At 72.0% G+C, this 23,266-nt stretch carries 23 protein-coding genes; 12 read left to right on the forward strand and 11 right to left on the reverse strand.

Translation table 11 applies throughout. The annotated features are described in order from the left end of the window. From MET9862_RS15410 to MET9862_RS15420, 3 genes are all read left to right on the forward strand, one after another. The coding region (locus tag MET9862_RS15410) for an HAD-IC family P-type ATPase (protein WP_142583792.1) at positions 1–767 on the forward strand (767 nt) is incomplete at its 5' end. Further along, a complete protein-coding gene (cueR, locus tag MET9862_RS15415) occupies positions 764–1,219 on the forward strand; it encodes a Cu(I)-responsive transcriptional regulator (protein WP_142583793.1) in 456 nt (151 codons plus the stop codon). The genes MET9862_RS15410 and cueR, both read left to right, overlap by 4 nt. A 65-nt stretch (positions 1,220–1,284) precedes the next feature. Beyond that, positions 1,285–2,460 (forward strand): M20 aminoacylase family protein, encoded by a 1,176-nt coding sequence (locus MET9862_RS15420; protein WP_142583794.1) that lies wholly within the window; start codon positions 1,285–1,287, stop codon positions 2,458–2,460. A gap of 228 nt (positions 2,461–2,688) precedes the next feature. On the opposite strand, the gene MET9862_RS15425 is transcribed toward MET9862_RS15420, so the two are convergent. Together MET9862_RS15425 and MET9862_RS15430 are read right to left on the reverse strand one after the other, a co-directional pair. Next, the gene (locus MET9862_RS15425) at positions 2,689–3,105 is read right to left on the reverse strand and encodes a DUF1236 domain-containing protein (RefSeq protein ID WP_142583795.1); all 417 of its coding nucleotides are present in this window, start codon (positions 3,103–3,105) and stop codon (positions 2,689–2,691) included. A gap of 135 nt (positions 3,106–3,240) precedes the next feature. Beyond that, positions 3,241–3,486 (reverse strand): hypothetical protein, encoded by a 246-nt coding sequence (locus MET9862_RS15430; RefSeq protein ID WP_142583796.1) that lies wholly within the window; start codon positions 3,484–3,486, stop codon positions 3,241–3,243. Between the two features lie 501 nt (positions 3,487–3,987). Here MET9862_RS15430 and MET9862_RS15435 point away from each other — a divergent pair. Both MET9862_RS15435 and MET9862_RS15440 read left to right on the forward strand, forming a co-directional pair. Continuing rightward, positions 3,988–4,959, forward strand: a complete 972-nt coding sequence (locus tag MET9862_RS15435) for a DctP family TRAP transporter solute-binding subunit (RefSeq protein ID WP_142583797.1) — start codon at positions 3,988–3,990, stop codon at positions 4,957–4,959. 21 nt (positions 4,960–4,980) lie between these two features. After that, entirely contained in the window at positions 4,981–6,972 is a 1,992-nt protein-coding gene (locus tag MET9862_RS15440; protein ID WP_142583798.1) for a methyl-accepting chemotaxis protein, read from the forward strand. Positions 6,973–7,086: 114 nt separating this feature from the next. Here MET9862_RS15440 and MET9862_RS15445 read toward each other — a convergent pair whose 3' ends face one another. The 4 genes from MET9862_RS15445 to MET9862_RS15460 all read right to left on the reverse strand — a co-directional run bounded on the left by MET9862_RS15445 (position 7,087) and on the right by MET9862_RS15460 (position 10,512). Further along, the gene (locus MET9862_RS15445; RefSeq protein ID WP_142583799.1) at positions 7,087–7,773 is read right to left on the reverse strand and encodes a haloacid dehalogenase type II; all 687 of its coding nucleotides are present in this window, start codon (positions 7,771–7,773) and stop codon (positions 7,087–7,089) included. A 20-nt stretch (positions 7,774–7,793) separates the two neighbouring features. Next, a complete protein-coding gene (gene trpS, locus MET9862_RS15450) occupies positions 7,794–8,858 on the reverse strand; it encodes a tryptophan--tRNA ligase (protein WP_142583800.1) in 1,065 nt (354 codons plus the stop codon). An 89-nt stretch (positions 8,859–8,947) separates the two neighbouring features. Beyond that, positions 8,948–9,706, reverse strand: a complete 759-nt coding sequence (locus MET9862_RS15455) for an endonuclease III domain-containing protein (protein WP_142583801.1) — start codon at positions 9,704–9,706, stop codon at positions 8,948–8,950. Positions 9,707–9,759: 53 nt separating this feature from the next. After that, positions 9,760–10,512: a GyrI-like domain-containing protein gene (locus MET9862_RS15460; RefSeq protein WP_244612734.1), complete on the reverse strand. Its 753-nt coding sequence runs from the start codon at positions 10,510–10,512 to the stop codon at positions 9,760–9,762. A gap of 241 nt (positions 10,513–10,753) precedes the next feature. Here MET9862_RS15460 and dapF point away from each other — a divergent pair, with 241 nt between their 5' ends. Then, the gene (dapF, locus tag MET9862_RS15465) at positions 10,754–11,641 is read left to right on the forward strand and encodes a diaminopimelate epimerase (protein ID WP_142583802.1); all 888 of its coding nucleotides are present in this window, start codon (positions 10,754–10,756) and stop codon (positions 11,639–11,641) included. Next, positions 11,641–12,858, forward strand: a complete 1,218-nt coding sequence (gene mtaB, locus MET9862_RS15470) for a tRNA (N(6)-L-threonylcarbamoyladenosine(37)-C(2))-methylthiotransferase MtaB (RefSeq protein ID WP_142583803.1) — start codon at positions 11,641–11,643, stop codon at positions 12,856–12,858. Before dapF ends, mtaB begins: the two co-directional genes overlap by 1 nt. A gap of 4 nt (positions 12,859–12,862) precedes the next feature. On the opposite strand, the gene MET9862_RS15475 is transcribed toward mtaB, so the two are convergent. Continuing rightward, on the reverse strand, positions 12,863–13,141 hold the full coding sequence (locus MET9862_RS15475; RefSeq protein ID WP_142583804.1) for a hypothetical protein: 279 nt from the start codon (positions 13,139–13,141) through the stop codon (positions 12,863–12,865). 150 nt (positions 13,142–13,291) lie between these two features. Between MET9862_RS15475 and metC the strand changes: the two genes are divergently transcribed. Continuing rightward, positions 13,292–14,464: a cystathionine beta-lyase gene (metC, locus tag MET9862_RS15480; RefSeq protein ID WP_142583805.1), complete on the forward strand. Its 1,173-nt coding sequence runs from the start codon at positions 13,292–13,294 to the stop codon at positions 14,462–14,464. A 162-nt stretch (positions 14,465–14,626) separates the two neighbouring features. Here metC and MET9862_RS15485 read toward each other — a convergent pair whose 3' ends face one another. From MET9862_RS15485 to MET9862_RS15495, 3 genes are read right to left on the reverse strand one after another with little or no spacing between them, the layout of a single operon-like run. Beyond that, positions 14,627–14,962: a lipid-A-disaccharide synthase N-terminal domain-containing protein gene (locus MET9862_RS15485; RefSeq protein WP_142583806.1), complete on the reverse strand. Its 336-nt coding sequence runs from the start codon at positions 14,960–14,962 to the stop codon at positions 14,627–14,629. Next, a complete protein-coding gene (locus MET9862_RS15490) occupies positions 14,956–15,690 on the reverse strand; it encodes a glycosyltransferase family 2 protein (RefSeq protein WP_142583807.1) in 735 nt (244 codons plus the stop codon). Before MET9862_RS15490 ends, MET9862_RS15485 begins: the two co-directional genes overlap by 7 nt. Then, the gene (locus tag MET9862_RS15495) at positions 15,687–17,408 is read right to left on the reverse strand and encodes an ArnT family glycosyltransferase (protein ID WP_142583808.1); all 1,722 of its coding nucleotides are present in this window, start codon (positions 17,406–17,408) and stop codon (positions 15,687–15,689) included. The genes MET9862_RS15490 and MET9862_RS15495 overlap by 4 nt, the downstream gene beginning before the upstream one ends. Positions 17,409–17,661: 253 nt before the next feature. Here MET9862_RS15495 and serS point away from each other — a divergent pair, with 253 nt between their 5' ends. The 4 genes from serS (at position 17,662) to MET9862_RS15515 (ending at position 22,078) form a co-directional block, all read left to right on the forward strand. Then, on the forward strand, positions 17,662–18,948 hold the full coding sequence (gene serS / locus MET9862_RS15500; protein ID WP_142583809.1) for a serine--tRNA ligase: 1,287 nt from the start codon (positions 17,662–17,664) through the stop codon (positions 18,946–18,948). Next, positions 18,948–19,712, forward strand: a complete 765-nt coding sequence (surE, locus tag MET9862_RS15505; RefSeq protein ID WP_142583810.1) for a 5'/3'-nucleotidase SurE — start codon at positions 18,948–18,950, stop codon at positions 19,710–19,712. Before serS ends, surE begins: the two co-directional genes overlap by 1 nt. A gap of 4 nt (positions 19,713–19,716) precedes the next feature. After that, on the forward strand, positions 19,717–20,370 hold the full coding sequence (locus MET9862_RS15510) for a protein-L-isoaspartate O-methyltransferase family protein (protein WP_280178972.1): 654 nt from the start codon (positions 19,717–19,719) through the stop codon (positions 20,368–20,370). A 202-nt stretch (positions 20,371–20,572) separates the two neighbouring features. Next, entirely contained in the window at positions 20,573–22,078 is a 1,506-nt protein-coding gene (locus MET9862_RS15515) for a peptidoglycan DD-metalloendopeptidase family protein (RefSeq protein WP_142583811.1), read from the forward strand. A 60-nt stretch (positions 22,079–22,138) separates the two neighbouring features. On the opposite strand, the gene MET9862_RS15520 is transcribed toward MET9862_RS15515, so the two are convergent. Further along, positions 22,139–23,008, reverse strand: a complete 870-nt coding sequence (locus MET9862_RS15520) for an ATP-binding protein (protein ID WP_142583812.1) — start codon at positions 23,006–23,008, stop codon at positions 22,139–22,141. Positions 23,009–23,266 lie beyond the last annotated feature (258 nt).

The raw sequence follows: 23,266 nt of genomic DNA on the forward strand, positions 1-23,266 counted from the left end.
CGGTCGCCCTGGGCGCCCGGCGCCACCTCGACCGGCTCGGCATCGCCCTCGATCCGGGCCTCGCCGCCGAGGCCGACCGCCTCGCGCGGGCGGGGAAGACCCCGCTCCATCTCGCCGTCGACGGGCGCCACGCCGCCGTGCTCGCGGTCGCCGATCCCGTGAAGGTGGAGGCGCGGGCGGCGGTGGCGGCCCTGCGCGCCCGCGGCCTCCTCGTGGCGATGGTCACGGGCGACGACCGGCGCACCGCAGAGGAGGTGGCGCAGGAACTCGGCATCACCGAGATCTCGGCGGAGGTGCTGCCCGCGGGCAAGGTCGAGGCGGTGCGTGCGCTGCGCGCAGGCCACGGGCCGGTCGCCTTCGTCGGGGACGGCATCAACGACGCCCCGGCTCTGTCCGAGGCCGATGTCGGCCTCGCCATCGGCACGGGCACCGACATCGCGGTCGAGAGCGCCGATGTGGTGCTGATGGCGGGCGCGCTTGGCCCTCTCGTCGAGGCGGTGGACCTGTCGCGGGCGGTGATGCGCAACATCCGCCAGAACCTGTTCTGGGCCTTCGCCTACAACGTCGCCCTGATTCCGGTGGCGGCCGGTCTGCCCGCCGCCTTCGGCGGCCCGAGCCTGTCGCCGATCCTGGCGGCCGGCGCCATGGCCCTGTCGAGCCTGTTCGTGCTGGGCAACGCCCTGCGGCTGAGCCGGGCGGGCACCCGGGCGGGGCCATCGCTGACAGGGCGCTCGCCGACGGAGCGCCTGGCGGAGGACGCCGCATGAGTGCCGAGACGGTCACCATCGGCGAGGCGGCCCGGCGCAGCGGCGTCTCGGCCAAGATGATCCGCTGGTACGAGGAGACCGGGCTGCTGCCGCCGGCCCTGCGCTCGGACTCGGGCTATCGCCATTACAGCGAGGCCGATCTCCACACCCTGCGCTTCGTGCGGCGGGCCCGCGATCTCGGCTTCAGCGTCGAGGCCATCGCCGAGTTGCTCGCCCTCTGGCACGACCGGGCGCGGCCGAGCGCCAGCGTCAAGGCGATCGCGCAGGATCAGGTCGCGGATCTGCGCCGCCGCATCGCCGAGCTGGAGGGCATGGCCCGCACCCTGGAGCGGCTGGCCGAGGCCTGCTGCGGCGATTCCCGGCCCGATTGCCCGATCCTCGACGATCTCGCGGCCGGCGACGCCGCTCCACCGCCCCGACGTCGGCGCCGGCCCGGCCTGCCGGGCCGTTGACGCGGGATCTGGCCTCCCGTTTGCTCGTCATCCGCCGGCCAAGCTGACCAGCCTCGCAGGGACCCATGCCCGCCATCGATCGGATCCAGGACTTCGCCGACGAGATCGTCGCATGGCGGCAGGACCTGCACGCCCACCCCGAACTCCTCTACGACGTGCACCGCACGGCGGCCTTCGTGGCCGAGAAGCTCACCGCCTTCGGCTGCGACGAGGTCGTCACCGGGATCGGACGCACCGGCGTCGTCGGCGTCATCCGGGGCAGGGGCGGGCGCTCGAACCGGGCGATCGGCCTGCGCGCCGATATGGACGCCCTGCCGATCCAGGAGGTGCGCGACCTAGCCTACCGCTCGACCGTGCCCGGCACGATGCACGCCTGCGGGCATGACGGGCACACCGCGATGCTGCTCGGCGCCGCGCGCTATCTCGCCGAGACCCGCGACTTCGACGGGCAGGCGGTGCTGATCTTCCAGCCTGCCGAGGAGGGCGGCGGTGGCGGCGAGGCGATGGTCGAGGACGGGCTGATGGAGCGCTTCGGCATCGCATCGGTCTATGGCATGCACAACATCCCCGGCCTGCCGCTCGGGCAGTTCGCGATCCGGCCTGGGCCGATCATGGCCTCGACCGACCGCTTCACCCTGACCATCGAGGGGCGCGGCGGCCACGCCGCCCTGCCGCAGCACGCCGTGGACAGCGTCGTGGTGGCGAGCCACGTGATCATCGCCCTGCAATCGATCGTGTCGCGCAACCTCGACCCGCTGCAATCGGCCGTGGTCTCGGTCTGCACCCTCGATGCGGGCGAGGCCTTCAACGTGCTGCCCCAGACCGTCACCATGCGCGGCACCATGCGGGCGCTGTCGCAGCCGGTGCGCGAGGCGATCAAGGAGCGGATCACGGCCCTGGTCGAGGGCGTCGCCCGCTCCTTCGGGGCGGTCGGCAGCGTCGATTTCGGCTCGAGCTACCCGGTCACCGAGAACGACCCGGACGAGGCCAGCTTCATGGCCGACGTGGCGGCAGGCCTCGTGGGCGACGACAAGGTCGAGCGCGCCGTGGCCCCGATGATGGCGGCGGAGGACTTCTCCTACATGCTCGGCCGCCGGCCGGGCGCCTACCTGTTCATCGGCAACGGCGACAGCGCCGCGCTGCACCACCCGCACTACGACTTCAACGACGCGGCCGCGCCCATCGGCGCCGCCTTCTGGGCACGCCTCGTCGAGACCGGGCTGGCGAAGCGGGCAGGTTGAGGCGAAGGCCAAGCCATCGGAGCGGCTCGCCTCGGATCCCCTCGCCCCGACCGAAGTCGGGCTTGCCCGACTTCGGTTCCACGTTGCCGATCCCGGGCAAGCCCGAGATCGGTCGGGGGAGAGGGATGGGCAGCCGGCCAGAGTGAGCCCAAATCGGACAGCGACGAGCCCGCCGCGGCGGGGGCCGGGCGGGCTCGCGGGGTCGAGACGGCGCGGGACCGCCTCGGCCTAATCGACGATCTCGACGATGCGGTGCCCGCGATCGACCAGGACCGGCTGCTCGTTGACGATGGTGTAGCGGTAACCGGGCCGTACGCGATACTCGGTCGGCACCTCGTAATAGGTCACACCATCATCCGGCAGCACGGTGCCGACGCGGACGGGGCCGCCCCAGCTGTAGGAGCTGACATTCCGCTCGCGCACATAGGTGCGGAAGCGCGGGCGGTCGTCGATGCCGAGGATGCCGCCGACGGTGCCCGTGGCCGCACCGACCGCGCCGCCGACGATCCCGCCGATCGGGCCGGCTGCGTCCGCGCCGACCTCGGCGCCCTCGGCGGCGCCGCGCAGGGTGCCCTGGGCCTGGGCCGCGGCCGGCAGGGCGAGGGCGGCGGCAGCCGCCAGGGTGAGAAGAAGCTTGTTCGTCATGATGGATCGGCTCCTCTGCAGAGCGGGCCCTCGGGCCGGGCCGGGTTCCGGCTCGGCGGTCGGGGGCGGGTCAGAGCGGCAATTCGGAGCGGCGCCCGCCTGAGGCAGGCCGGGCGCGGCTCCGCGTCAGGCCGCTCAGTTGCAGCCTTCCTTGTGGACGGTCTTGGAATTGCCCATGCCGTCCTCCTTGTGGACGGTCTTCGAGCCGCAATCGACGGTTCCGGTGGTGATGTCGCGATGCTCGACAACCCCTTCGCGGCGCTCGACCGCGACGCTCGGGCCGCTGTCGCGGCGGACCACGGTCGTTTCCTCGGCGCTCGCGCCGGTCGACAGTCCGGCGAGGCCCACGAGAGCGGCGCCCGCAATGAACAGCATACGCATGAAGGGTCTCCTCTGATGCCGTCGCGATGGGTGCGACACAAGCTGCGGCAAGAACGCCAGCCTGCTCGTTTCCGTTCCGGACTTTTTCTTCGGTCTCCGAACGGTCGATTTGCACACAACTGAACCGCGTCGCGCCTATTCATGCGGGACCGTGGCTCATGCCGACGGCATGATCCGGCTGCCCGCGGGCCGATGCCGCCAGCACACGGATCGGCGCCCGTGCGACACCAAGCCCCTGCATTGAATTCACGTCGACGTGATCGGATTCACATCTGATCGATCCTGCCACTATCGGGCGAATACTTTCAATGTAAAATCCACATTATCCGATAAAGCCCGACCATTCGATGTATCGAACTGCCATGCGCTGCTTGCACCGCAAGCAGCGCCGCGACCGGCCAGGCTATTGGCATCGGCACAATTTGGGCGACAACGCTCCTTTAATCATCCTCTGGCATTCAAAATGCGAAACACACAGAGGATCGCCCGGTGCCCGGACGCTTGAGAATCGCTGCCGCCTTGCTCGGGCTCTGCTCGATTTTCGGGGCACCCCGGGCCGAGGCACAGGAGCGGGTGCTGCGGCTCGGCTATCTGTTCTCGCAGAGCTCACAGCTCGGAGCGGGCGCCGAGCGCTTCGCCAGCGAGGTCGCCAAGCGCACGGGCGGCAGCTACCGGGTCGAGCTCTATCCGAACGGCACGGTCGGCGGCGAGGTCGAGACGGCCGAGGAACTCCGCCAGGGCCATCTCGACATCGCCTTCATCACCAGCGCGCCGTTCTCCGGCATCATCCCGGATTTCGGCGTCTTCGACATTCCGTTCCTGTTCCGCGACGCGCGCCACGCGCACGCGGTCTTCGACGGCCCGATCGGCCAGGACTACCTGCGGAAGTTCCAGCAGAAGGGGCTCGTCGCGCTCGCCTGGGGCGAGAACGGCATGCGGCACATCACCAATGCGAAGCGGGCCGTGACGACGCCCGAGGACCTCAAGGGTCTCTCGATGCGGGTGCCGCAATCCGACATCATGCTGGCTGGCTTCCGCGCCTTCGGCGTCAAGGCCGAGCCGCTCGCCTTCCCGGCCCTCTACGGCGCCCTGCAATCGGGCCGCTTCGACGGCCAGGAGAACCCGATCGCGGTGATCACCGCCTCGCATTTCGAGAAGGTCCAGACCCATCTGACGCTGAGCGGCCACGTCTATTCCTGGGCCGCGATGATCATGTCGAAATCCGCCTGGGACGCGCTCGGCCCCGCCGAGCAGAAGGCCTTCGTGGAGGCCGCCAAGGCTGCGGGCCAGGTCTCCCGCGAGGTCGCCGGCCGCGCCGAGATCGAGGGCGTCGAGTCCCTGCGCAAGGCGGGGATGAACGTGGTCGCAACCGTCGACCGCGCGGCCTTCGAGCGGAGCCTCCAGACCACCACGGCCGAGTTCAGCAAGACCTTCGGCGCCGAGACCATCCGGCAGATCAAGTCCGTCCGCTGAACCGCAAGGGAAGCTCCGCCGATGACCATTCTCCGTCTCGACCGCCTCTCGGTCGCGCAGCGCATCCTGGCCGGCTTCGGCGTGGTGCTCCTCCTTCTCACCGCCTCGGCGCTCGTCACCTTCGGCAGCGTCAGCGCGCTCAACGGCGAGATCGAGGGCGCCAATGCCCGCGTGCAGGCCGCCGAGAGCGCCAGCGCCTTCGAGCTGCAGCTGAACGGCGTGCGCCGCCTCGTGCTCAACTACATGCGCACCGAGCAGGGCGAGATGCTGGCCGATCTGAAGGCCGGACTCGCCAAGCTCACCGCCGAGGGTGATCGCAACGCGGCCTCGGGCGGCGCGCAGGCCGCGGCGATCCAGGCCAGGGCGCACGACTATGCCCGCAGCGCCGAGGCCATGATCGCGGTCATCCAGGCGCGCAAGGCGGCGCTGGCGGACCTCGCCAAGCAGGGCATCGCCCTCTCGAACGCGGGCTACGCCATGGCGACCCGCGCCGGCGACGACCCGGCGCTCGCGGAGGCCGCCTTCCGGGCCGACCGCGCGCTGCAGAGCAGCCTCGCGGCCGCGCAGACCTTCCGCTCCAGCAACAACCCGGCCGACGCGAACACCGCGAGCGTCGAGTTCGCCCGCTACGGGCGCGAGCTCGCCGCGCTCACCCGGCTCGATGGCGCGGGCGCGCTCCAGGCCTCGCTCAAGGTGGCCAACGCCAAGCTCGGACCGCTGAAGACGGCGCTCGACGGCGTGATCAACGGCGCGGGCGCCCTCGCCGCCGCCGACCAGGACCTCAGGACGATCGGCGATTCCCTCGTCGGGCTGGGCAGCGCCCTGCGCGAAGCCGCGGTCGGCGACCAGCGCCAGATCATGGCCTCGATGACCGAGAATGCCGGCCGGCTCCGGTTCCTCGTGATCGCCATCGGCGCGGTTGCCCTCGTCATCGGCGGGCTGCTCGCCTGGCGCGTCGGCCGCGGCGTCTCGCAGCCGGTCTCCGCCATGACGGTCACGATGGAGCGGCTGGCCGCGGGCGACTACGCCGTGGCCGTGCCGGGCGCCGACCGCGGCGACGAGCTCGGCGCCATGGCCCGCACCGTCACGGTGTTCAAGGAGGCCCTGATCGCCAAGGCGCGCGCCGACGCGGAGGCCGCCGACGAGGCCGACGCCAAGATGCGGCGCGCCAACCATCTCGACGCCCTGACCAAGGCTTTCGAGGCCAATGTCTCGGTCCTGACGCAAGGGCTCGCCGGGGCGGCGACCGAGATGGAGGCCACCGCCCAGGCCATGGCGAGCACGGCCGAGCAGACCACGCGCCAGTCCACCACCGCCATGCGGGCGGCCGAGCACACCTCGGCCAACGTGCAGACGGTCGCCGCGGCGAGCGAGCAGATGTCGGCCTCGATCACCGAGATCACCCAGCAGGCCGGGCAATCGGCCCGCATCGCCCAAGAGGCCGCTGACGCCGCGCGCCGCACCGACGGCCTCGTGCGCCAGCTCGCCAGCGCGGCCGAGCGCATCGACACGGTGATCGCCCTGATCAACTCCATCGCCGGCCAGACCAACCTTCTGGCGCTCAACGCCACGATCGAGGCGGCCCGCGCCGGGGAGGCGGGCCGGGGCTTCGCCGTGGTCGCGGCGGAGGTGAAGGAACTCGCCGGCCAGACCACCCGCGCCACCGAGGAGATCGCCGGCCAGATCGGCGCGATCCAGCAGGCGAGCCACCAATCCGTCGAGGCGATCCGCAGCATCGGCCAGACCATCGCGGAGATGGCCGCCGTCTCGAACGCCATCGCCGCCGCGATGGAGGAGCAGGGCGCCGCGACCCACGAGATCGCCCGCAACGTCCAGGAGGCCGCGAGCGGCACCGGTGCGGTCGCCGGCAGCATCGCCGACGTGCGCCACGGCGCGGGCTCGACGGGGGCCGCCGCAGCCCAGGTGCTCGGCGCCGCGCAGGAACTGTCGCGCCACTCCGAGAACCTGCGCCAGGAGGTCGGCACCTTCCTGATGGGCGTGAAGGCCGCCTGAAACCGCGGATCCCGAAGGGACTGGGTCCCGTCGGTCGAGTGCCGGGGCGACGCCCCGGCTTGTTCCGGGCTCTGCCCGGACCCGCGAGAGGGATGATCCCTCTCGACACCCGGATCAGCAGGCGAGTTGGTCGGCCAGCTCCGCGAGGTCGCCTGCCGCGTAGGTGACGGGCAGGCCGGGCGCCGTCTCGCCGCCCGCCGGGCCGTGCTCGCGCGGTCGGGCGATATGGGCGGTGGCGAGGCCCTCCGCGGCGGCGGCGGCGAGATCGCTCGAATGGGCCGCGACCATCAGGGTCTCGTCCGGCGCGAAGCCGAAGGCGGCGACCGCGTCGCGATAGACCGCCGGCATCGGCTTGTAGGCGCGGGAATAGCCGGCCCCGAGGATCGCGTCGAAGGGCAGGCGGTTGCGCCGGGCGAGATCGACGGCGAGCCGCACATGCCCGTTCGAGGCCGGAGCGAGGAGATGGCGCGTCGCGAGCCGCGCCATCGCGGCGGGAACCTCGGGCCAGGCATCGAGCCGGTGCCAGGCCTGGACCAGCTCCGCGGCCACCGCCTCCGACAGGGGCGGCAGGCCGAGCTGCGCCACGATTGCGGGCAGGGATTCGGCGTGCAGCACGTCGAGATCGACGTAAGCGCGGGCGCCCGAGCGCACCGTCTCCAGGGAGGGCTGGTAGCGGGCGCGCCACGCATCGGCGAAGGCGCCCCCATCGACACCCGGGATCAGGCGCTCCGCCTCGCGCGCCACGCCGGAGCGCCAGTCCACCAGCGTTCCGAAGACGTCGAAGACGAGCGCCCTGATCATGGCGTCCTCCGTTGGCCGTCCTATCCGACGGCGCTCAGCCGCGGCCCGCGCCGCACGAAGCCGACGATGTCCTTCACGGCGGCCAGCGTCGGGGCCGCGATCGCCTCGGCGCGCTCGGCCCCATCCGCCAGCACCGCGTCGATATGGGCGGGATCGGCGGTGAGCCGCTTCATCTCGGCATTGATCGGCGCGAGCTTCTCGACGGCCAGATCGACGAGGGCGCCCTTGAAGGCCGAGAACTGCGCGCCGCCATACTGCTGCAGCACGGCCTCGCGCGTCGTCTCCGAGAGCGCCGCGAAGATGCCCACGAGATTGTCGGCCTCGGGCCGGCCCTTCAGCCCCTCGGTCTCGGAGGGGAGGGCGTCCGGGTCGGTCTTGGCCTTGCGCACCTTCTGGGCGATCAGGTCGGAATCGTCGGTGAGATTGATGCGCGAATTGTCGGACGGGTCCGACTTCGACATCTTCTTCGCGCCGTCGCGCAGGGACATAACGCGGGCCGCAGGTCCGCCGATCAGCGGCTCGGTCAGCGGGAAGAAGCCCTCGCCATGGCCGTGGGCGCTGATCGACGCGCCGAAATCGGTGTTGAACTTCTGCGCGATGTCGCGGGTCAGCTCCAGGTGCTGCTTCTGGTCCTCGCCCACGGGGACATGCGTTGCCCGGTAGGCCAGGATGTCGGCGGCCATCAGCACGGGATAGTCGTAGAGGCCGATGCTCGCGTTCTCGCGGTCCTTGCCGGCCTTGTCCTTGAACTGGGTCATGCGGTTCAGCCAGCCGAGGCGGGCGACGCAGTTGAAGATCCAGGCCAGCTCCGCGTGCTGCGGCACCTGGCTCTGGTTGAACACGATGCTCCGCTTCGGGTCGATGCCGGCGGCGAGGAAGGCGGCCGTGACCTCGCGGATCTGGCCGCGCAGGGCCTCCGGGTCCTGCCAGAGGGTGATCGCGTGCATGTCGACCACGCAGTAGAGGCACTGCGCGTCACGCGCCTGCATCTCCACGAAGCGCTTGATGGCACCGAGATAATTGCCGAGATGCAGGTTCCCGGTCGGCTGGACGCCGGAGAACACCAGTTCCTTGAACGCAGCCATCGCGTGGCTTTCCCCGCCTGAACAGACCCGCGGAGCGCCGCGGGATCCGGCTTCTGACCCGGCGGCGCCGCTGGGGTCAAGGCTGGCGCTCAGCCGGTCCGCGCGCTGGGACAGATGTCGGCGAGCACGCAGCGGGGACAGGCCGGGTTGCGGAAGTGGCAGACCTTCTGCCCGTGCAGCATCAGCACCTCGTGATTGTCGTAGAGGTCCTGCGCGCTCCAATCGGCGGGCAGCTGCGCGCGCAGGATCGGGTGCGCGGGCCCGACATCGACCTTCGGGCCGATCAGGCCGAGGCGCTGGGCGACGCGGTGGTGGTGGCTGTCGACCGGCAGAGCTGGCATCCGCAGGGTCGAGAAGGAGAGCACCGCGGCGCTGGTCTTCGGCCCGATCCCGGGGATCGCCTGGAGCCAGGTGCGGGCCGCCTCGACCTCCATCCCGGCCAGGAAGCCGAGATCGAGGGAGCCCGCCCGCTCGGCCACCGCCGCGAGCACCGCCTGGATCCGTGGCGCCTTCAGCTCGGGCCAGGTGACGCCCGCGATCGCCGCTTCGATCTCGGGCGTGGGCGCCGCGATCACCGCCTCCCAGTCCGGAAAGCGCGCGCGCAGGCGCTTGAAGGCGCGGCCCGAATCGGCGTTGCGCGTCCGGTGGGAGAGCAGCGACGAGACGAGCTCGCTCACCGGGTCGAGCGCGTGGAAATACGGGATCGGGCAGCCATAGACCGGGCAGAGGCGCCGGTGCACGGCGAGCGCCTTCTCGGCGAGGTCCGGGGCCGGCCCGGAGCCGGCGTTCGGTGCGGGCCGGACCGGGCGCGCAGTCCCGGGGGCCTCGTGTCGGAGGGGAAGAGCCATGCGGGCTCGAATCCGCGGGGCCGGTCCGCGGTTCCGGGCCCGGCAGCGGCGCGTCAGCGCACCAGCGCGTAGATGTTCACGTCGAGCTTGTCGTCGGCGCCGTCCTTCAGGTCCGTGACGTATTCCTCGATGAAGCGGTCCTGGACCATGATGTCCTTGGCATCGAGATAGGCGGTCAGCGTCTCATAGGTGCCGTCGATGCCCTCGTAGGACCCGTTATGGGCAAACCGCAGGGCCTTGCCGCTCGGCGTGGTGCCGAAACGGATCTCGCCCTCCGGCTTCGGCTCGGGTGCCTGCGCCACCGGGATCATGGCCTCGTACTGGAAACCGTCGTCGTCGGTTCGGGTGAAGACCGCGATCGGCCGGCCGGCGGGCACGATGCCGGCCTTGGCGAGCTCGGCCTCGATCCGGGAAAAGCTCTGGCGCAGGCTGGGCACAGCCTCCTCCCACTTGGACTTGCCGGCGAGGATCGCGGCGGGCTTGGCCGGCAGCGAGACCTCGTCCACGTCGCTGGCATCGCCCTTGGTCTCGACGAGGGTCGGGCGGGCGCTCGCAGCGTTCGGCTTGGCATCGGCGGGCGGCGTGGTCGGTGGGGTCAGCGCCTTCTCGGGCTGCGGCGCGCTCGACTTCTCCGGATCCTGCGGCGGGTTCGGCGCGGTGGTGGTCGGCAGCGGGTTGGTCTGCGCGGGCGAGGGGGCGGTGGAGGGCGGCGGCGGGGGCTGCTGCTGCGCGGAGGCCGGGCCGGCGAGCACGAGGCCGAGGGCGGCCAGCACCGTGGCCGGCAACGTGGGATTGAGGCGGATCACGAAGTCGCTCCGGCAGGTTCTCGGACCGGCCCGGGACGAATCGTCCGGGCGGGCGCGGCGCCAAGGTAGTGACGAACCGGGCGGCCTGCGAGGGTACGGAGGCCTCACACCAGCCCCGACATGCCGGACCTCGCGCATGGCACGCGGGTTTGCGATATAGCGCCCCACGCACTCCTCCGTCGCGGCCCGCCGGTCGGCACTCCGCCGCCTCCCCTCGAGAGCACCGCTAAGCCCGAAGCTGATGAGCCCCCTCGCGAACCGACGTTTCCTGAAGATGCACGGCGCCGGCAACGCCATCGTCGTGCTGGACCTGCGCGGCACCGAGATCCGCGTGACGCCCGCGGAGGCGCGCGCCATCGCGGCCGATCCGGGCTCGCGCTTCGACCAGCTCATGGTCGTGCACGATCCCGTGAGCGCGGGCACCGACGCCTTCATGCGGATCTACAACACGGACGGCTCGGAATCCGGCGCCTGCGGCAACGGCACGCGCTGCGTCGCCTATGCCATGTTCGACGATCCGGCGATGGCGCGGCCCGCCGAGAACGGGCGCCTCACCCTGGAGACGGTGGCCGGGCTCGTGGCCGTGCGGCGGGTGGCCGACCGCTCCTTCACCGTCGACATGGGTCAGCCGCGCCTCGCCTGGAACGAGATCCCGCTGGCCGAGCCCTTCCCCGACACCCGGCGGATCGAGCTGCAGATCGGCCCGATCGACGATCCCATCCTGCACTCGCCGGGCGTGGTCAGCATGGGCAACCCCCACGCGGTGTTCTTCACCGAGCGCGACCCCGACACGTTCGACCTCGGCCGGATCGGGCCGCTCCTCGAGAACCATCCGATCTTCCCGGAGCGCGCCAACATCTCGGTGGCGCAGATCACCGGCCGCGAGGCGATCAAGCTCCGGGTCTGGGAGCGCGGCGCGGGCCTGACGCTCGCCTGCGGAACCGCCGCCTGCGCCACGGTGGTGGCGGCCTCGCGGCTGCGGATGATCGGGCGGCAGGCCACGGTGAGCCTGCCCGGCGGCGACCTCGTCATCGAGTGGCGCGCCGACGACCACGTGCTGATGACCGGCCCGGTCTTCCTGGAGGCGGAGGGCAGCTTCGCGCCGGAGCTGTTCGCCGGGTCCGACTGATGGCGGTCGAGACCCTCACCTTCGGCTGCCGCCTCAACACCGTCGAATCGGAGGTGATGCGCGAGGCCGCCGCCGGGGCGGAGGGCGATCTCGTCATCGTGAACACCTGCGCGGTGACGGCGGAGGCCGGGCGGCAGGCCCGCAAGGCGATCCGCCGCCTGCACCGCGAACGGCCGGACGCCACCATCGCGGTGACGGGCTGCGGCGCGCAGGTGGAGACGGCGGCCTATGCCGCGATGCCCGAGGTCGCCCGTCTCGTCGGCAATGCCGAGAAGACCGAACCGGCGGCCTGGCGCGCGGAGCCCCTCCGCACTGTGCCGGACGTGATGGCGGCGCGCACCGCGCCGGGCACCCGCATCGCCGGCATGGCGGGCCATACCCGGGCCTTCGTGCCGGTGCAGAACGGCTGCGACCACCGCTGCACCTTCTGCGTCATCCCGTTCGGACGCGGGACCTCGCGCTCGGTGCCCGTCGCTGCGGTGGTGGCCCAGGTGGCGCGGATCGTCGAGCAGGGCGGGCGCGAGGTCGTGCTGACCGGCGTCGATCTCACCGCCTATGGGCGCGACCTCGGCGAGCCGACGCTCGGCACCCTGGTCCGGGCGATCCTCAACGGCGTGCCGGACCTCGCCCGGCTCAGGCTTTCCTCGATCGATTCGGTCGAGGCCGATCCCGCGCTGCTGCGCGCGCTCGCCGAGGAGGAGCGGCTGATGCCCCATCTCCACCTCTCGCTGCAGGCGGGCGACGACCTCGTCCTCAAGCGGATGAAGCGGCGCCATGCCCGCGCCGACGCCATCCGCTTCTGCGCCGAGATCCGGCGGATCCGCCCGGAGATCGTGTTCGGAGCCGACCTGATCGCCGGATTCCCCACCGAGACCGAGGCGCAGTTCGGCCGCAGCCTCGACCTCGTGGCGGAATGCGGTCTGACGCATCTCCACGTCTTCCCCTACTCGGCGCGGCCCGGCACCCCGGCCGCGCGGATGCCGGCGGTGGCGCAGGAAGCGATCCGCGAGCGGGCGGCGCTCCTACGTGCGGCGGGGGAGGCGGCCCTCGTCCGGCACCTCGACGGGGAGGTCGGCCGCACGCACCGGGTCCTGGCCGAGCGCGGCGGCACCGGCCGCACGGAGGGCTTCACGCCCGTGCGGCTCGACGCGGAGCCCGGCACGATCCGCACGGTGCGGATCGCCGGCCATGACGGGCGCGCGCTGCTGGCGGCCTGAACCGCTACCGTTTGCTCGGCGGCAGGATCGGGTCGCCGCGCATCAGCGCGTGCAGGCGCTCGGTGTCGAAGCCGTTCGGGATCTTCGGCGGCGCCTTCACGGCGGCGACGGGCGCCTCCGGCTTCGGCACGGCGATGGAGCCGGTGGCCGAGGGCTCGGGCGTCGCCTTCGCGACGACCGGGGGCGGGGCCAGATGGCTCAGCCGGTCGGCGGCGACGAAACCGATGGTCAGGGTGCTGAGGCCGGCCACGGAGGCGCCGGCCAGAAAACGCAGGATACGCAACGCGACGGACCAGGGTGACGCGACACTACGACCGCAGGATAGGCCGAGGCCCGTTAACGAAGCGGAACCCGTGACCCGGCTCGCTTGACCTCGCATCCCGCTTGCGCTTCGTGCGGCGGAACCCCCCTCCTGAGATCCGAGCGAGCGACGTTGAGGAAGAACCCGAACCACGGCCCCGCCACGCGCCTCGTCCATGCGGGGCGCGACCCGTCCGAGCAGCACGGCTTCGTCAACACGCCGATCTATCGCGGCTCGACGGTGCTCTACCCGACCTACGACGCGATCAAGCATCGGCGGGGCCGCTACAATTACGGCACCTCGGCGACGCCGACTATGGACGCGCTCACCGAGGCCTGGACCGAGCTCGCGGGCGCGGCCGGCACGGTGGTGACGCCGTCGGGCCTCGCCGCGCTGACCGTGGCGCTGATGGCCGCGGTCTCGGCCGGGGACCACCTCCTCGTCACCGATTCCGCCTACCGCCCGACGCGCCAATTCTGCGACGGCGTGCTCAAGCGCTTCGGCGTCGAGACGACCTATTACGACCCGACGATCGGGGCGGGCATCGCCGCGCTGATGCGCGAGAACACCCGCGCCGTGCTGGTCGAGGCGCCGGGCTCGCAGAGCTTCGAGATGCAGGACATTCCGGCCATCGCCGAGGTGGTGCACGCGCGCGGCGGCACCGTGATCATGGACAACACCTGGGCGACGCCGCTGCTGTTCCCGCCGCACGAGCGCGGCGTCGACATCGCGGTGGAGGCCGGCACCAAATATCTCAGCGGCGGCTCGGACCTGCTCCTCGGCCTGACCTCGGCCAACGCGAAGCACTTCCCGGCGGTGCGGCGGACCTTCGACCATTTCGCCCTATGCGCCGGGCCGGAGGACATCTTCCTGGCGCTGCGGGGCCTGCGCACCATGAATCTGCGCCTGCGCGAGCACGGCCGGGCCGGCCTGGAGATGGCGCGCTGGCTCCAGGCGCGGCCCGAGGTGCTGCGGGTGCTGCACCCGGCCCTCCCCGAGGATCCCGGCCACGCCATCTGGAAGCGCGATTTCTCCGGCGCCTCCGGCCTGTTCGGCGTCATCCTGAAGCCCTGCCCGGAGGCCGCGCTCGCCGCCATGCTCGACGGGCTGGAGCTGTTCGGGATGGGCTTCTCCTGGGGCGGCTTCGAAAGCCTCGTCATCCCCTTCGACTGCGCGCCCTACCGCACGGCCACCACCTGGGAGCCCGGCGGCTGGGCCCTGCGCTTCCATATCGGCCTGGAGGAGGTCGCCGACCTCAAGGCCGACCTAGAGGCCGGCTTCGCGCGGCTCCGGGCGGCGAGCTGAGCGTCGGTTGGAGCGAGATCAAGCGAGCCCCCGCATCGATACGCGGCTCGTCCCGTCCGCTCGCCGCATCCTGAGGTGCCGCGCAAACGGCCTCGAAGGATGAGGTCGAACGTTGGAGGCTCAGACAGGAATCCGCGATCCAATCAGGCAAGCTCTGAAAGCTCAGCGCCCCATCGCCCGGGTCTTCCGTCGCTCGCGGAAGATCAGGGCGAGGTTGCGCAGGTAGATCCCTGTCGAGAGGCCCTGACCGATGATGATCACCGGCTCCTTGCGCACGAAGCCGTAGACCAGGGTCATCAGCCCGCCGAGGATCGACAGGAACCAGAACGAGAGCGGCATCACGCTGCGGCCCGCCCGCTCGCTCGCCAGCCATTGCAGGATGAAGCGCGAGCCGAAGACCAGCTGCGCGACGATGCCGAAGACCAGCCAGAAGTCGAAGCGGGTGACGAAGACGTCGTAGAAATAGGCCGGCAGGTCCTCGGCGAGCTGGATCAGCACGGTTCCACCTCCGCCACCTCGGGCGTCGCGCGCTTGCGCCGGATCAGCCACCAGACCCCGGCCAGATCGAGGATGCCGACCCAGAGCCGGTCGAACAGCCCGTAATTCGAGGTCCCCGAGAAGCGCGGGCGGTCGACCACGTCGCGGTGGACGACGGCGTAGCCCTCGCGGGCGACGAGGGCCGGCATGAACCGGTGCAGCGCGTCGAAATAGGGCAACCGCAGATAGACCGCCCGGCGGAACACCTTGAGGCCGCAGCCGGTATCCCGGGTCGAATCGTTCAGGATGCGCCCGCGCACCCCGTTGGCGATGCGCGACTGCAGCATCTTGAAGGCGCCGTCCTTGCGGCCCTGGCGCTGGCCCTGCGCGAGGCCGGCCCGGGGTCCGCCCTCCTCCAGCGCCGCGAACAGGGCCGGGATGTAGGCCGGGTCGTTCTGGCCGTCGCCGTCGAGGGTGGCGATGATCGGGCCGCGCGCGGCCGCGACGCCGCTGCGCACCGCCGCCGATTGCCCGGCGCTGCGGGCGTGGCGCAGCACGCGCAGCCAGGGCCGGTCCCGCCGCTGGTCGGCCAGGATGGCGGGCGTGGCGTCGGTCGAGCCGTCATCCACGTAGATCACCTCGAAGGGGCTCAGCGGCGCGCAGGCCCGCTCCAGCTCGGCCAGGAGGGCCGCGACGTTGCCGGCCTCGTTCTTGACCGGCACCACGACGCTCAGACGGATCGCGCTCACGGGACCACCGCGTAGGCGGTGAGGCCGATGCGCCGCCCGCCATTGATGTTGAAGCCGTCCACCCGGCCGACCTCGGCCGGTGCCGGGGCACCGCCCCGAGGGCCTGCGACCTCGGCCGCGAACTCGGCCGCGAGCCGGTCCTCGACGAAGAGCAGGCGGCAGCCGCCGGCCTGGAGGAAGTCCGCGGCCGCCGCACCGGAGGGCGGCGTGGCGAGATCGGTGCCGATCAGGAAGACGAGGCTCGGCTCGCGATAGCCGAGGCTCGCCACCTGCGGGGCCCGGCAGGGCAGGGCGTCGCGGATCGCGGCGAGGCGCGGCGAGACCTTGAGGGCCGGGATCTCCCGCTGCGCGAGGCCGAACAGGCCGGGCGCCAGGAGCAGGCTCGCGAGCACCGCCAGCACCAGGGCGCGCTCGGGCGCCGCGGCCCGGAAGGCCGACCAGCTCGCCAGCGCCAGGCCGCAGGCGCCGAGCAGCAGCGGCAGCGAGGCCCAGGGGATCCGGTGGTCGAGTTGCCAGCCGGCGGCGGCGAGGCCGAGGGTGATGCCGACGGGGATGACCCAGACGAGCGCGGCGACCGCGCCCGCGCCGCGGCGGGCCGGATCGAGGGCGCCGGCGCGCAGGGCCAGCACGGTGAGGATCGCGAAGGCCGGCATCAGCGGCAGCACGTAATGCGGCAGCTTCGTCGGCACGGCCTCGAAGATCAGCCAGGCCGGCAGCACCGCCGCGATCAGGAAGGCGACGGCGTCGTCGGTCCGCCTGTGCCAGGCGAAGGGCAGGCTCAAGGCCGCGAAGGCGGCGGCCGGCCAGAAGGTCGCGAAGAAGGCGAGGGTGTAGGCGCCGGGCGGGCCCCAGTGCTTCTCCTTGGCGCCGCCGACCTTGCCGAGCATGTCGTTCCCGACCGCCTCGGTGAAGAAGGCGCCGCCGCTCTTCCAGGCGATGGCGAGGAACCAGGGCGCGACGGCGAGCGCCACCACGGCGAGGCCGGGGAGGGGACGCAGGCGCGCCAGCCAGTGCGCGTCGCGCACCCACACGGAGAGCACCAGGGCGGGCAGCCCGACGAAGAGCGGCACCATCGGCCCCTTCACCAGGATGCCGAGCGCCATCCCGCCCCAGAAGGCGACGAGGGCGGAGCGCGGCAGCGGCACCAGGGTGCCCCGCGAGAGCCAGGCCCGGGCGAGCGCCCCGAAGCTCGCCACCGCGCAGGCGGTCAGCACCGCATCGGTCTTGGCGAGGCGCGCCTCCGCCGAGAGCATCAGGCAGGCGCCGAACAGGGCGGCGGCCAGCAGCGCGCCGCGCCGGTTGAGGAAGGCGAGCGCCGCCCAGTAGCTCAGCAGCAGGGCCGCGCAGGCGCCCAGCAGCGAGGGGATCCGGTAGAGGGCGATGGCGTTGCGCGCGGCGGGCACGCCCAGCGCCTCGCCCGCCGCGACGCTCGCCGCTTGCAGCCAGTAGATGCCGACCGGCTTCTTGTGGCGCGCCTCCCCCTGGAAGCGGATATCCACGAGGTCGCCCGTCTCCAGCATCTGCTTCGAGGCCTGCGCGAAGCGCGGCTCGTCGCGGTCCATCGGCTGGAGCGCGATCTGTCCCGGCAGGAACAGGACGAGGGCGAGGAGGAGCAGGGCGGCGCAGGCCCGGGCATGCGTCAGCGCGGCGAGGCCGGGCAGACGGTCGATCAGATCGGGGTCCGCGGTCCCCGCGCGGCCTGCGGACAGGCTGGTCATGCGTGGTCCGTCATCGAGGAGCGCCGGCGCGGCATCGCGGCGGGCCGTGTCGGTGATCGGGCCGGGATTGTCAAATGCGCCCGCCTTTCCCCTGCCCCCACGGAACTCGGGCTTGCCCGAGTTCCGCTCACCTGTGCCCAAGTCGGGCAGGCCCGACTTGAGATGGGGGAGGGAGGGCGCGCCGCGCCCGCCAACCTTGTCCCCCCGGCGATCATGCTGCAAAGCGGGCGCGCGAAACCCCGAGCCCGACGCCATGCACGACATCCGCGCCATCCGCGACAACCCGGCCGCGTTCGACCGCGACCTCGAACGCCGCGGCCTGGCCCCCCTTTCCGCCGAGCTGATCGCGCTGGACGACGCGCGCAAGGCCGCGATCTCGGCCGCGCAGGCGAACCAGGAGCGGCGGAATGCGCTCGCCAAGGAGATCGGCGGCGCCAAGAAGGCGAAGGACGAGGCGCGCGCTGCGGAGCTGATGGCCGAGGTCGCCCGCCTGAAGGACGAGGCGCCGGGGCTCGACGCGGCGCAGGCGGAGGCCGGAAAGGTCCTCGACGAGCGCCTCGCCGCGATCCCGAACCGGCCGAAACCGGAGGTGCCCGAGGGCGCCGACGAGCACGGCAACGTCGAATATCGCAGCTTCGCGGCGAGCCGCCCGCGCCTGACCACCGGGCGGCAGCATTTCGAGCTTGGCGAGGCCACCGGCCTGATGGATTTCGAGGCGGCGGCCAAGCTCTCCGGCTCGCGCTTCGTGGTGCTGAAAGGGCAGCTCGCGCGGCTGGAGCGGGCGCTCGGGCAGTTCATGCTCGACCTGCACACGCAGGAGCACGGCTATACGGAGGTGGTGCCTCCGGTCCTCGTGCGCGACGACGCGATGTTCGGCACGGCCCAGTTGCCGAAGTTCCGCGACGACCAGTTCGCGGCGGGCGACGGCTTCTGGCTGATCCCCACCGCCGAGGTCCCGCTGACCAACCTCGTGCGCGAGTCGATCCTCGCCGAGGACGCGCTGCCGTTGCGCTTCACCGCGCTCACCCCCTGCTTCCGGGCCGAGGCCGGGGCGGCGGGGCGCGACACCCGCGGCATGCTGCGCCAGCACCAGTTCAACAAGGTGGAACTCGTCTCGATCACCGCGCCGGAGAAGTCCGAGGAGGAGCACGAGCGCATGCTCGCCTGCGCCGAGGCGGTGCTGAAGAAGCTCGACCTCACCTACCGGGTGATGACCCTCTGCACCGGCGACATGGGCTTCGCCTCGCAGAAGACCTACGACATTGAGGTCTGGGTGCCGGGCCAGGAGACCTATCGCGAGATCTCGTCCTGCTCGGTCTGCGGCGACTTCCAGGCGCGGCGGATGAACGCACGCTACCGCCCGAAGGAGGGCAAGGGCGTCTCGTACGTTCACACCCTCAACGGCTCCGGCGTCGCGGTCGGCCGCGCGCTGATCGCCGTGATGGAGAATTACCAGAACCCGGACGGCAGCGTCACGATCCCGTCCGTCCTCCAGCCCTATATGGGCGGCCTGAACCGGATCGAGGGGCCTGCCAGCTGATGCGCATTCTCGTCACCAACGACGACGGCATCCACGCGCCGGGCCTCGCCACCCTGGAGGAGATCGCCCGCGAGATCTCGGACGACGTCTGGGTGGTGGCGCCCGAGAGCGACCAGTCGGGCGTGTCGCACTCGCTCTCGCTGAACGATCCGCTGCGCCTGCGCCAGGTCTCCGAGACGCGCTTCGCCATCAAGGGCACGCCCTCCGACTGCGTGATCATGGGCGTGCGCCACATCCTCGGCGACCAGCCGCCGGACCTCGTGCTGTCGGGGGTCAACCGCGGCCAGAACGTCGCCGAGGACGTGACCTATTCCGGCACGATCGCGGCGGCGATGGAGGGCACCATCCTCGGCGTGAAGGCGATCGCCATGAGCCAGGCCTATGGGCCGGGCGGGCGCGGCAATGTCCGCTGGCACTGCGCCCGCACGCACGGGCCCCGGGTCGTGCGGCAGATCCTCGATGTGGGCTTCGATCCCGGCATCCTCGTCAACGTGAACTTCCCCGATTGCGAGCCGGAGGAGGTCGCCGGCATCGCGGTCGCGGCGCAGGGGCAGCGCAACCAGGCGCTGCTGGCCATCGATGCGCGCACGGACGGGCGGGGCAATCCCTATTTCTGGCTGGCCTTCGCCAAGGCGCGGTTCGAGCCGGGCAACGGCTCCGACCTCAAGGCGATCGCCGAGAAGCGGATCTCGGTGACGCCGCTGCGCCTCGACCTCACCGACGAGCCGACCCTGACCCGCTTCGCGCAAGCCTTCGCCGGCTGAGCGCGTGGAGGACGCGGAGCCCGGAGCCGGGGCGGGCGACGCGCAGGCGGCGGAGAACGCCGCCTTCGTGATGGCCCTGCGCGGCCGGGGCCTGCGCGACACCGCCCTGCTGCGGGCCTTCGAAAGGGTGCCGCGCGCCCGCTTCGCCCGGCCCGAGCACCGGGAGCTCGCCCGGCGGGACATCGCCCTGCCGCTGCCCTGCGGCGCGGCGATGACGGCGCCGGCCACGGTCGCGGCCATGCTGGCGCTGCTGCGCCTCGCGCCGGGCCAGAGCGTCCTCGAGATCGGCACCGGCTCCGGCTACGTCACCGCCCTCATGGCCGATCTCGGCGCCGTGGTGACGAGCCTGGAGCGCTACGCCACCCTCGTCGGGCAGGCCCGCGCGCGGCTGGGCAGCGCCGGCCCGCGCGTGCTGCACGCGGACGGCCTCGCCCCGGTCGAGGGCCGCTACGACCGCATCCTCGTCCATGGCAGCGTGCCCGCGCTGAAGCCGCACTGGCTCGCCGCGCTCGAGCCCGGTGGCCGCCTCGTCACGGGGCTCCTGGACGCGGCGGGCGGCTGCCGCCTCGCCGCCTATCTGCGCGACACCGATGGCTGCGATGCCGGCCCCACGGCCCGCCTCGCCGCCCTGGTCCCGGGACGGGCGCTGGCCACCTGAGACGACATCCGCGATCCCGACGGGATCGATCGGATGGCGGAGGGTCCGGGCCGGGGCGGCAGCGCGACCGTGTGCGGGCCCGCACCGAGGCTCCCGCGCAAGGTTACCCGGGACAGCCGAACGTGGTTTACGAGAACACTTGTTTAACCTGAATCCGCTTTGAATGGTCGCATCAAGTTGCGTCAGGCAAACGGGTGCGTCGATGCGGGGTCGCGGTGCGGGACTGGGGGTTCGGACGCTGTCGCGCGTCGCCCTCATCGGGATGATAGGCGGCGGCACCGCCGCTTGCTCGTCCGATACGATGCGGTTCGGCGAGCCGTTCAGCAATCCGTTCGCCTCGAACCTGGCGAGCGAGCCCGCCGCCACGGGCAGCCTGCCCGACGGCGAGCTGCCGCCCGCCCCCGCGCTCCGCACCGGCCGCATCCAGTCCGAGGCGCTCGGCGCCCCGGCCGCGCCGATCACCCCGCGTTCCGCCCCGGTGGCGAGCGCGCCGGCGAGTGCGCGCCTGTCGGCGCCCACCCGCGTCGCCTCGACGGGCGCCGCCGGCTGGAGCAGCTCGGGCGGCACCACGATCATCGTCTCGCAGAACGACAGCCTCAACCAGATGTCGACCCGCTTCGGCGTGCCGGCCTCGGCGATCCTCCAGGCCAACGGCCTGACGAGCGCCAGCCAGGTCACGCCCGGCCGCCAGCTCGTGATCCCCGTCTACAACGCCTCGGGCATGAACCCGGCCGCCTCGCCCGCCCCGATGAGCGCCCGCACCGTGCCGGCCGCCCCGTCCGAGCGCGTGAAGGCCGCCGAGGCCAAGCGCCAGGACGAGGCCAAGGAGGCGGCGAAGGAGGCGGCGAAGGAATCCGCGCGCAAGGCGGCCGACGCCAAGCGCGAGAAGGAGGCCGAGGCGCGCCGCCTCGCCGAGAAGCAGGCCGAGGAGAAGGCCCGCAAGGAGGCCGCCCTGAAGGAGGCCGACAAGAAGAAGCACGTCCGCCCGGGCCAGATCGCCAAGGCGGATGCGAAGCCCGATGCCAAGGCGGAGGCCAAGGCCGAGGCGAAGGCCCGGGCCGAGGCGGAGGCCAAGCTCGCCAAGGCCGACGCCGCCAAGGAGGCCGCCAAGAAGCTCGCCGAGGCCAAGGCCGCCAAGGCCAATGCCGAGAAGGCCGCGAGCGCGGAGAAGGCCGCCGAGAAGTCCTCCAAGACCACGGCCGAGAAGGCTGCCGAGAAGATCGCCGCCGAGAAGAAGGCGGAGGCCAAGCCCGAGAAGGTCGCCGCCAAGGCGCCCGAGAAGGCTCCGGAGAAGCCCGAGCCCGCCAGCACCGGCTCGGTCGCGGCGCCTGCCGCCGCCGACCAGAACTTCCGCTGGCCGGCCAAGGGCCGCGTGATCTCGGGCTACGGCACCTCGGGCAACGAGGGCATCAACATCGCGGTGCCCGAGGGTACGGCGGTGAAGGCCGCCGAGGACGGCACGGTCGCCTATGCCGGCTCCGACGTGAAGGGCTACGGCAAGCTCGTGCTGGTGCGGCATTCGAACGGCTACGTCTCGGCCTACGCCCATAACGGCGAGATCGACGTGAAGCCCGGCGAGAAGGTGAAGCGCGGCCAGACGATCGCCAAGTCCGGCGCCTCGGGCAACGTGACCTCGCCCCAGCTCCACTTCGAGATCCGCAAGGGCGGCGCGCCGGTCGACCCGATGAGCCAGCTCGCCAGCAACTGATCCGTCCGGACGAGATCGAGGACGGCGGCCCGCGCGGGCCGCCGTTCGCGTTTGCGGGCCTCAGCCGAGCGTCTGGCCGAGCCGCCCGGCGAGATCCTGGATGAACTGGAAGGCGGTGCGGCCCGAGCGCGACCCGCGCGTCGTCGCCCATTCGAGCGCCTCGGCGCGCAGCCGCTCCGGCTCCACGGCGAGCCCGTGATGGTCCACATAGGCGCGGATCATCGCGAGATAATCGTCCTGGCTGCATTTGTGGAAGCCGAGCCAGAGGCCGAACCGGTCCGACAGCGAGACCTTCTCCTCCACCGCCTCGCCGGGATTGATCGCGGTCGAGCGCTCGTTCTCGACCATCTCGCGGGCGAGCAGGTGGCGCCGGTTCGAGGTCGCGTAGAACAGGACGTTGGCCGGGCGGCCCTCGATGCCGCCGTCGAGCGCCGTCTTCAGCGACTTGTAGGAGGTGTCGTCCGCGTCGAAGGAGAGGTCGTCGCAGAACACGATCCAGCGGTGCGGGTCCGGGCGGAGCAGGGCCATCAGGTCGGGCAGGGCCTCGATGTCCTCGCGGTGGATCTCGACGAGCTTCATCGGCAAAGCGCCCGCGGGCCGCGTGGCGTTCACCTCGGCCTGCACCGCCTTGACGAGGGAGGACTTGCCCATGCCGCGCGCGCCCCAGAGCAGCGCGTTGTTGGCCGGCAGTCCCTTGGCGAAGCGGCCGGTATTCTCGGCCAGGATGTCGCGGTTGCGGTCGATGCCGGTGAGCAGGCCCATCTCGACGCGGTTCACATGCGGCACCGGCTGCAGGCGCCGGTCCGGCCCCCAGACGAAGGCGTCGGCCTGCGTCACGTCGGTCGGCGTTCGCTCGGGGGGAGCCGCGCGCTCCAGCGCGGTGGCGATCCGCTCCAGGAGCGGCAGCAGGGTATCGAGGGTCGTGGTCATGCGGTCGGGACACGTCTCGCATCGGGAACGACTGGGCGCTTACACCCGCTCGACCGTCCGGATCCAGCGTGAAGCCGGGATGAGATCCTGGTGAGATCCTGGCGAAGTCCAAGTGGAGATCGAAGACGGATCCGGACCTGACGCAAGTCGGGGACGCGGCGTCGCGGAGGCCCAAGCCGGCGTTGCTTTCGGGTCGTCCCTGGCTATAGTCCGCGCGCTTTCGACAAGGCCCGGCGCCGCGAGCCTGCGCGCCGGCCT

It is taken from the genome of Methylobacterium symbioticum (assembly GCF_902141845.1).
In the GTDB taxonomy this organism is placed as follows: domain Bacteria; phylum Pseudomonadota; class Alphaproteobacteria; order Rhizobiales; family Beijerinckiaceae; genus Methylobacterium; species Methylobacterium symbioticum.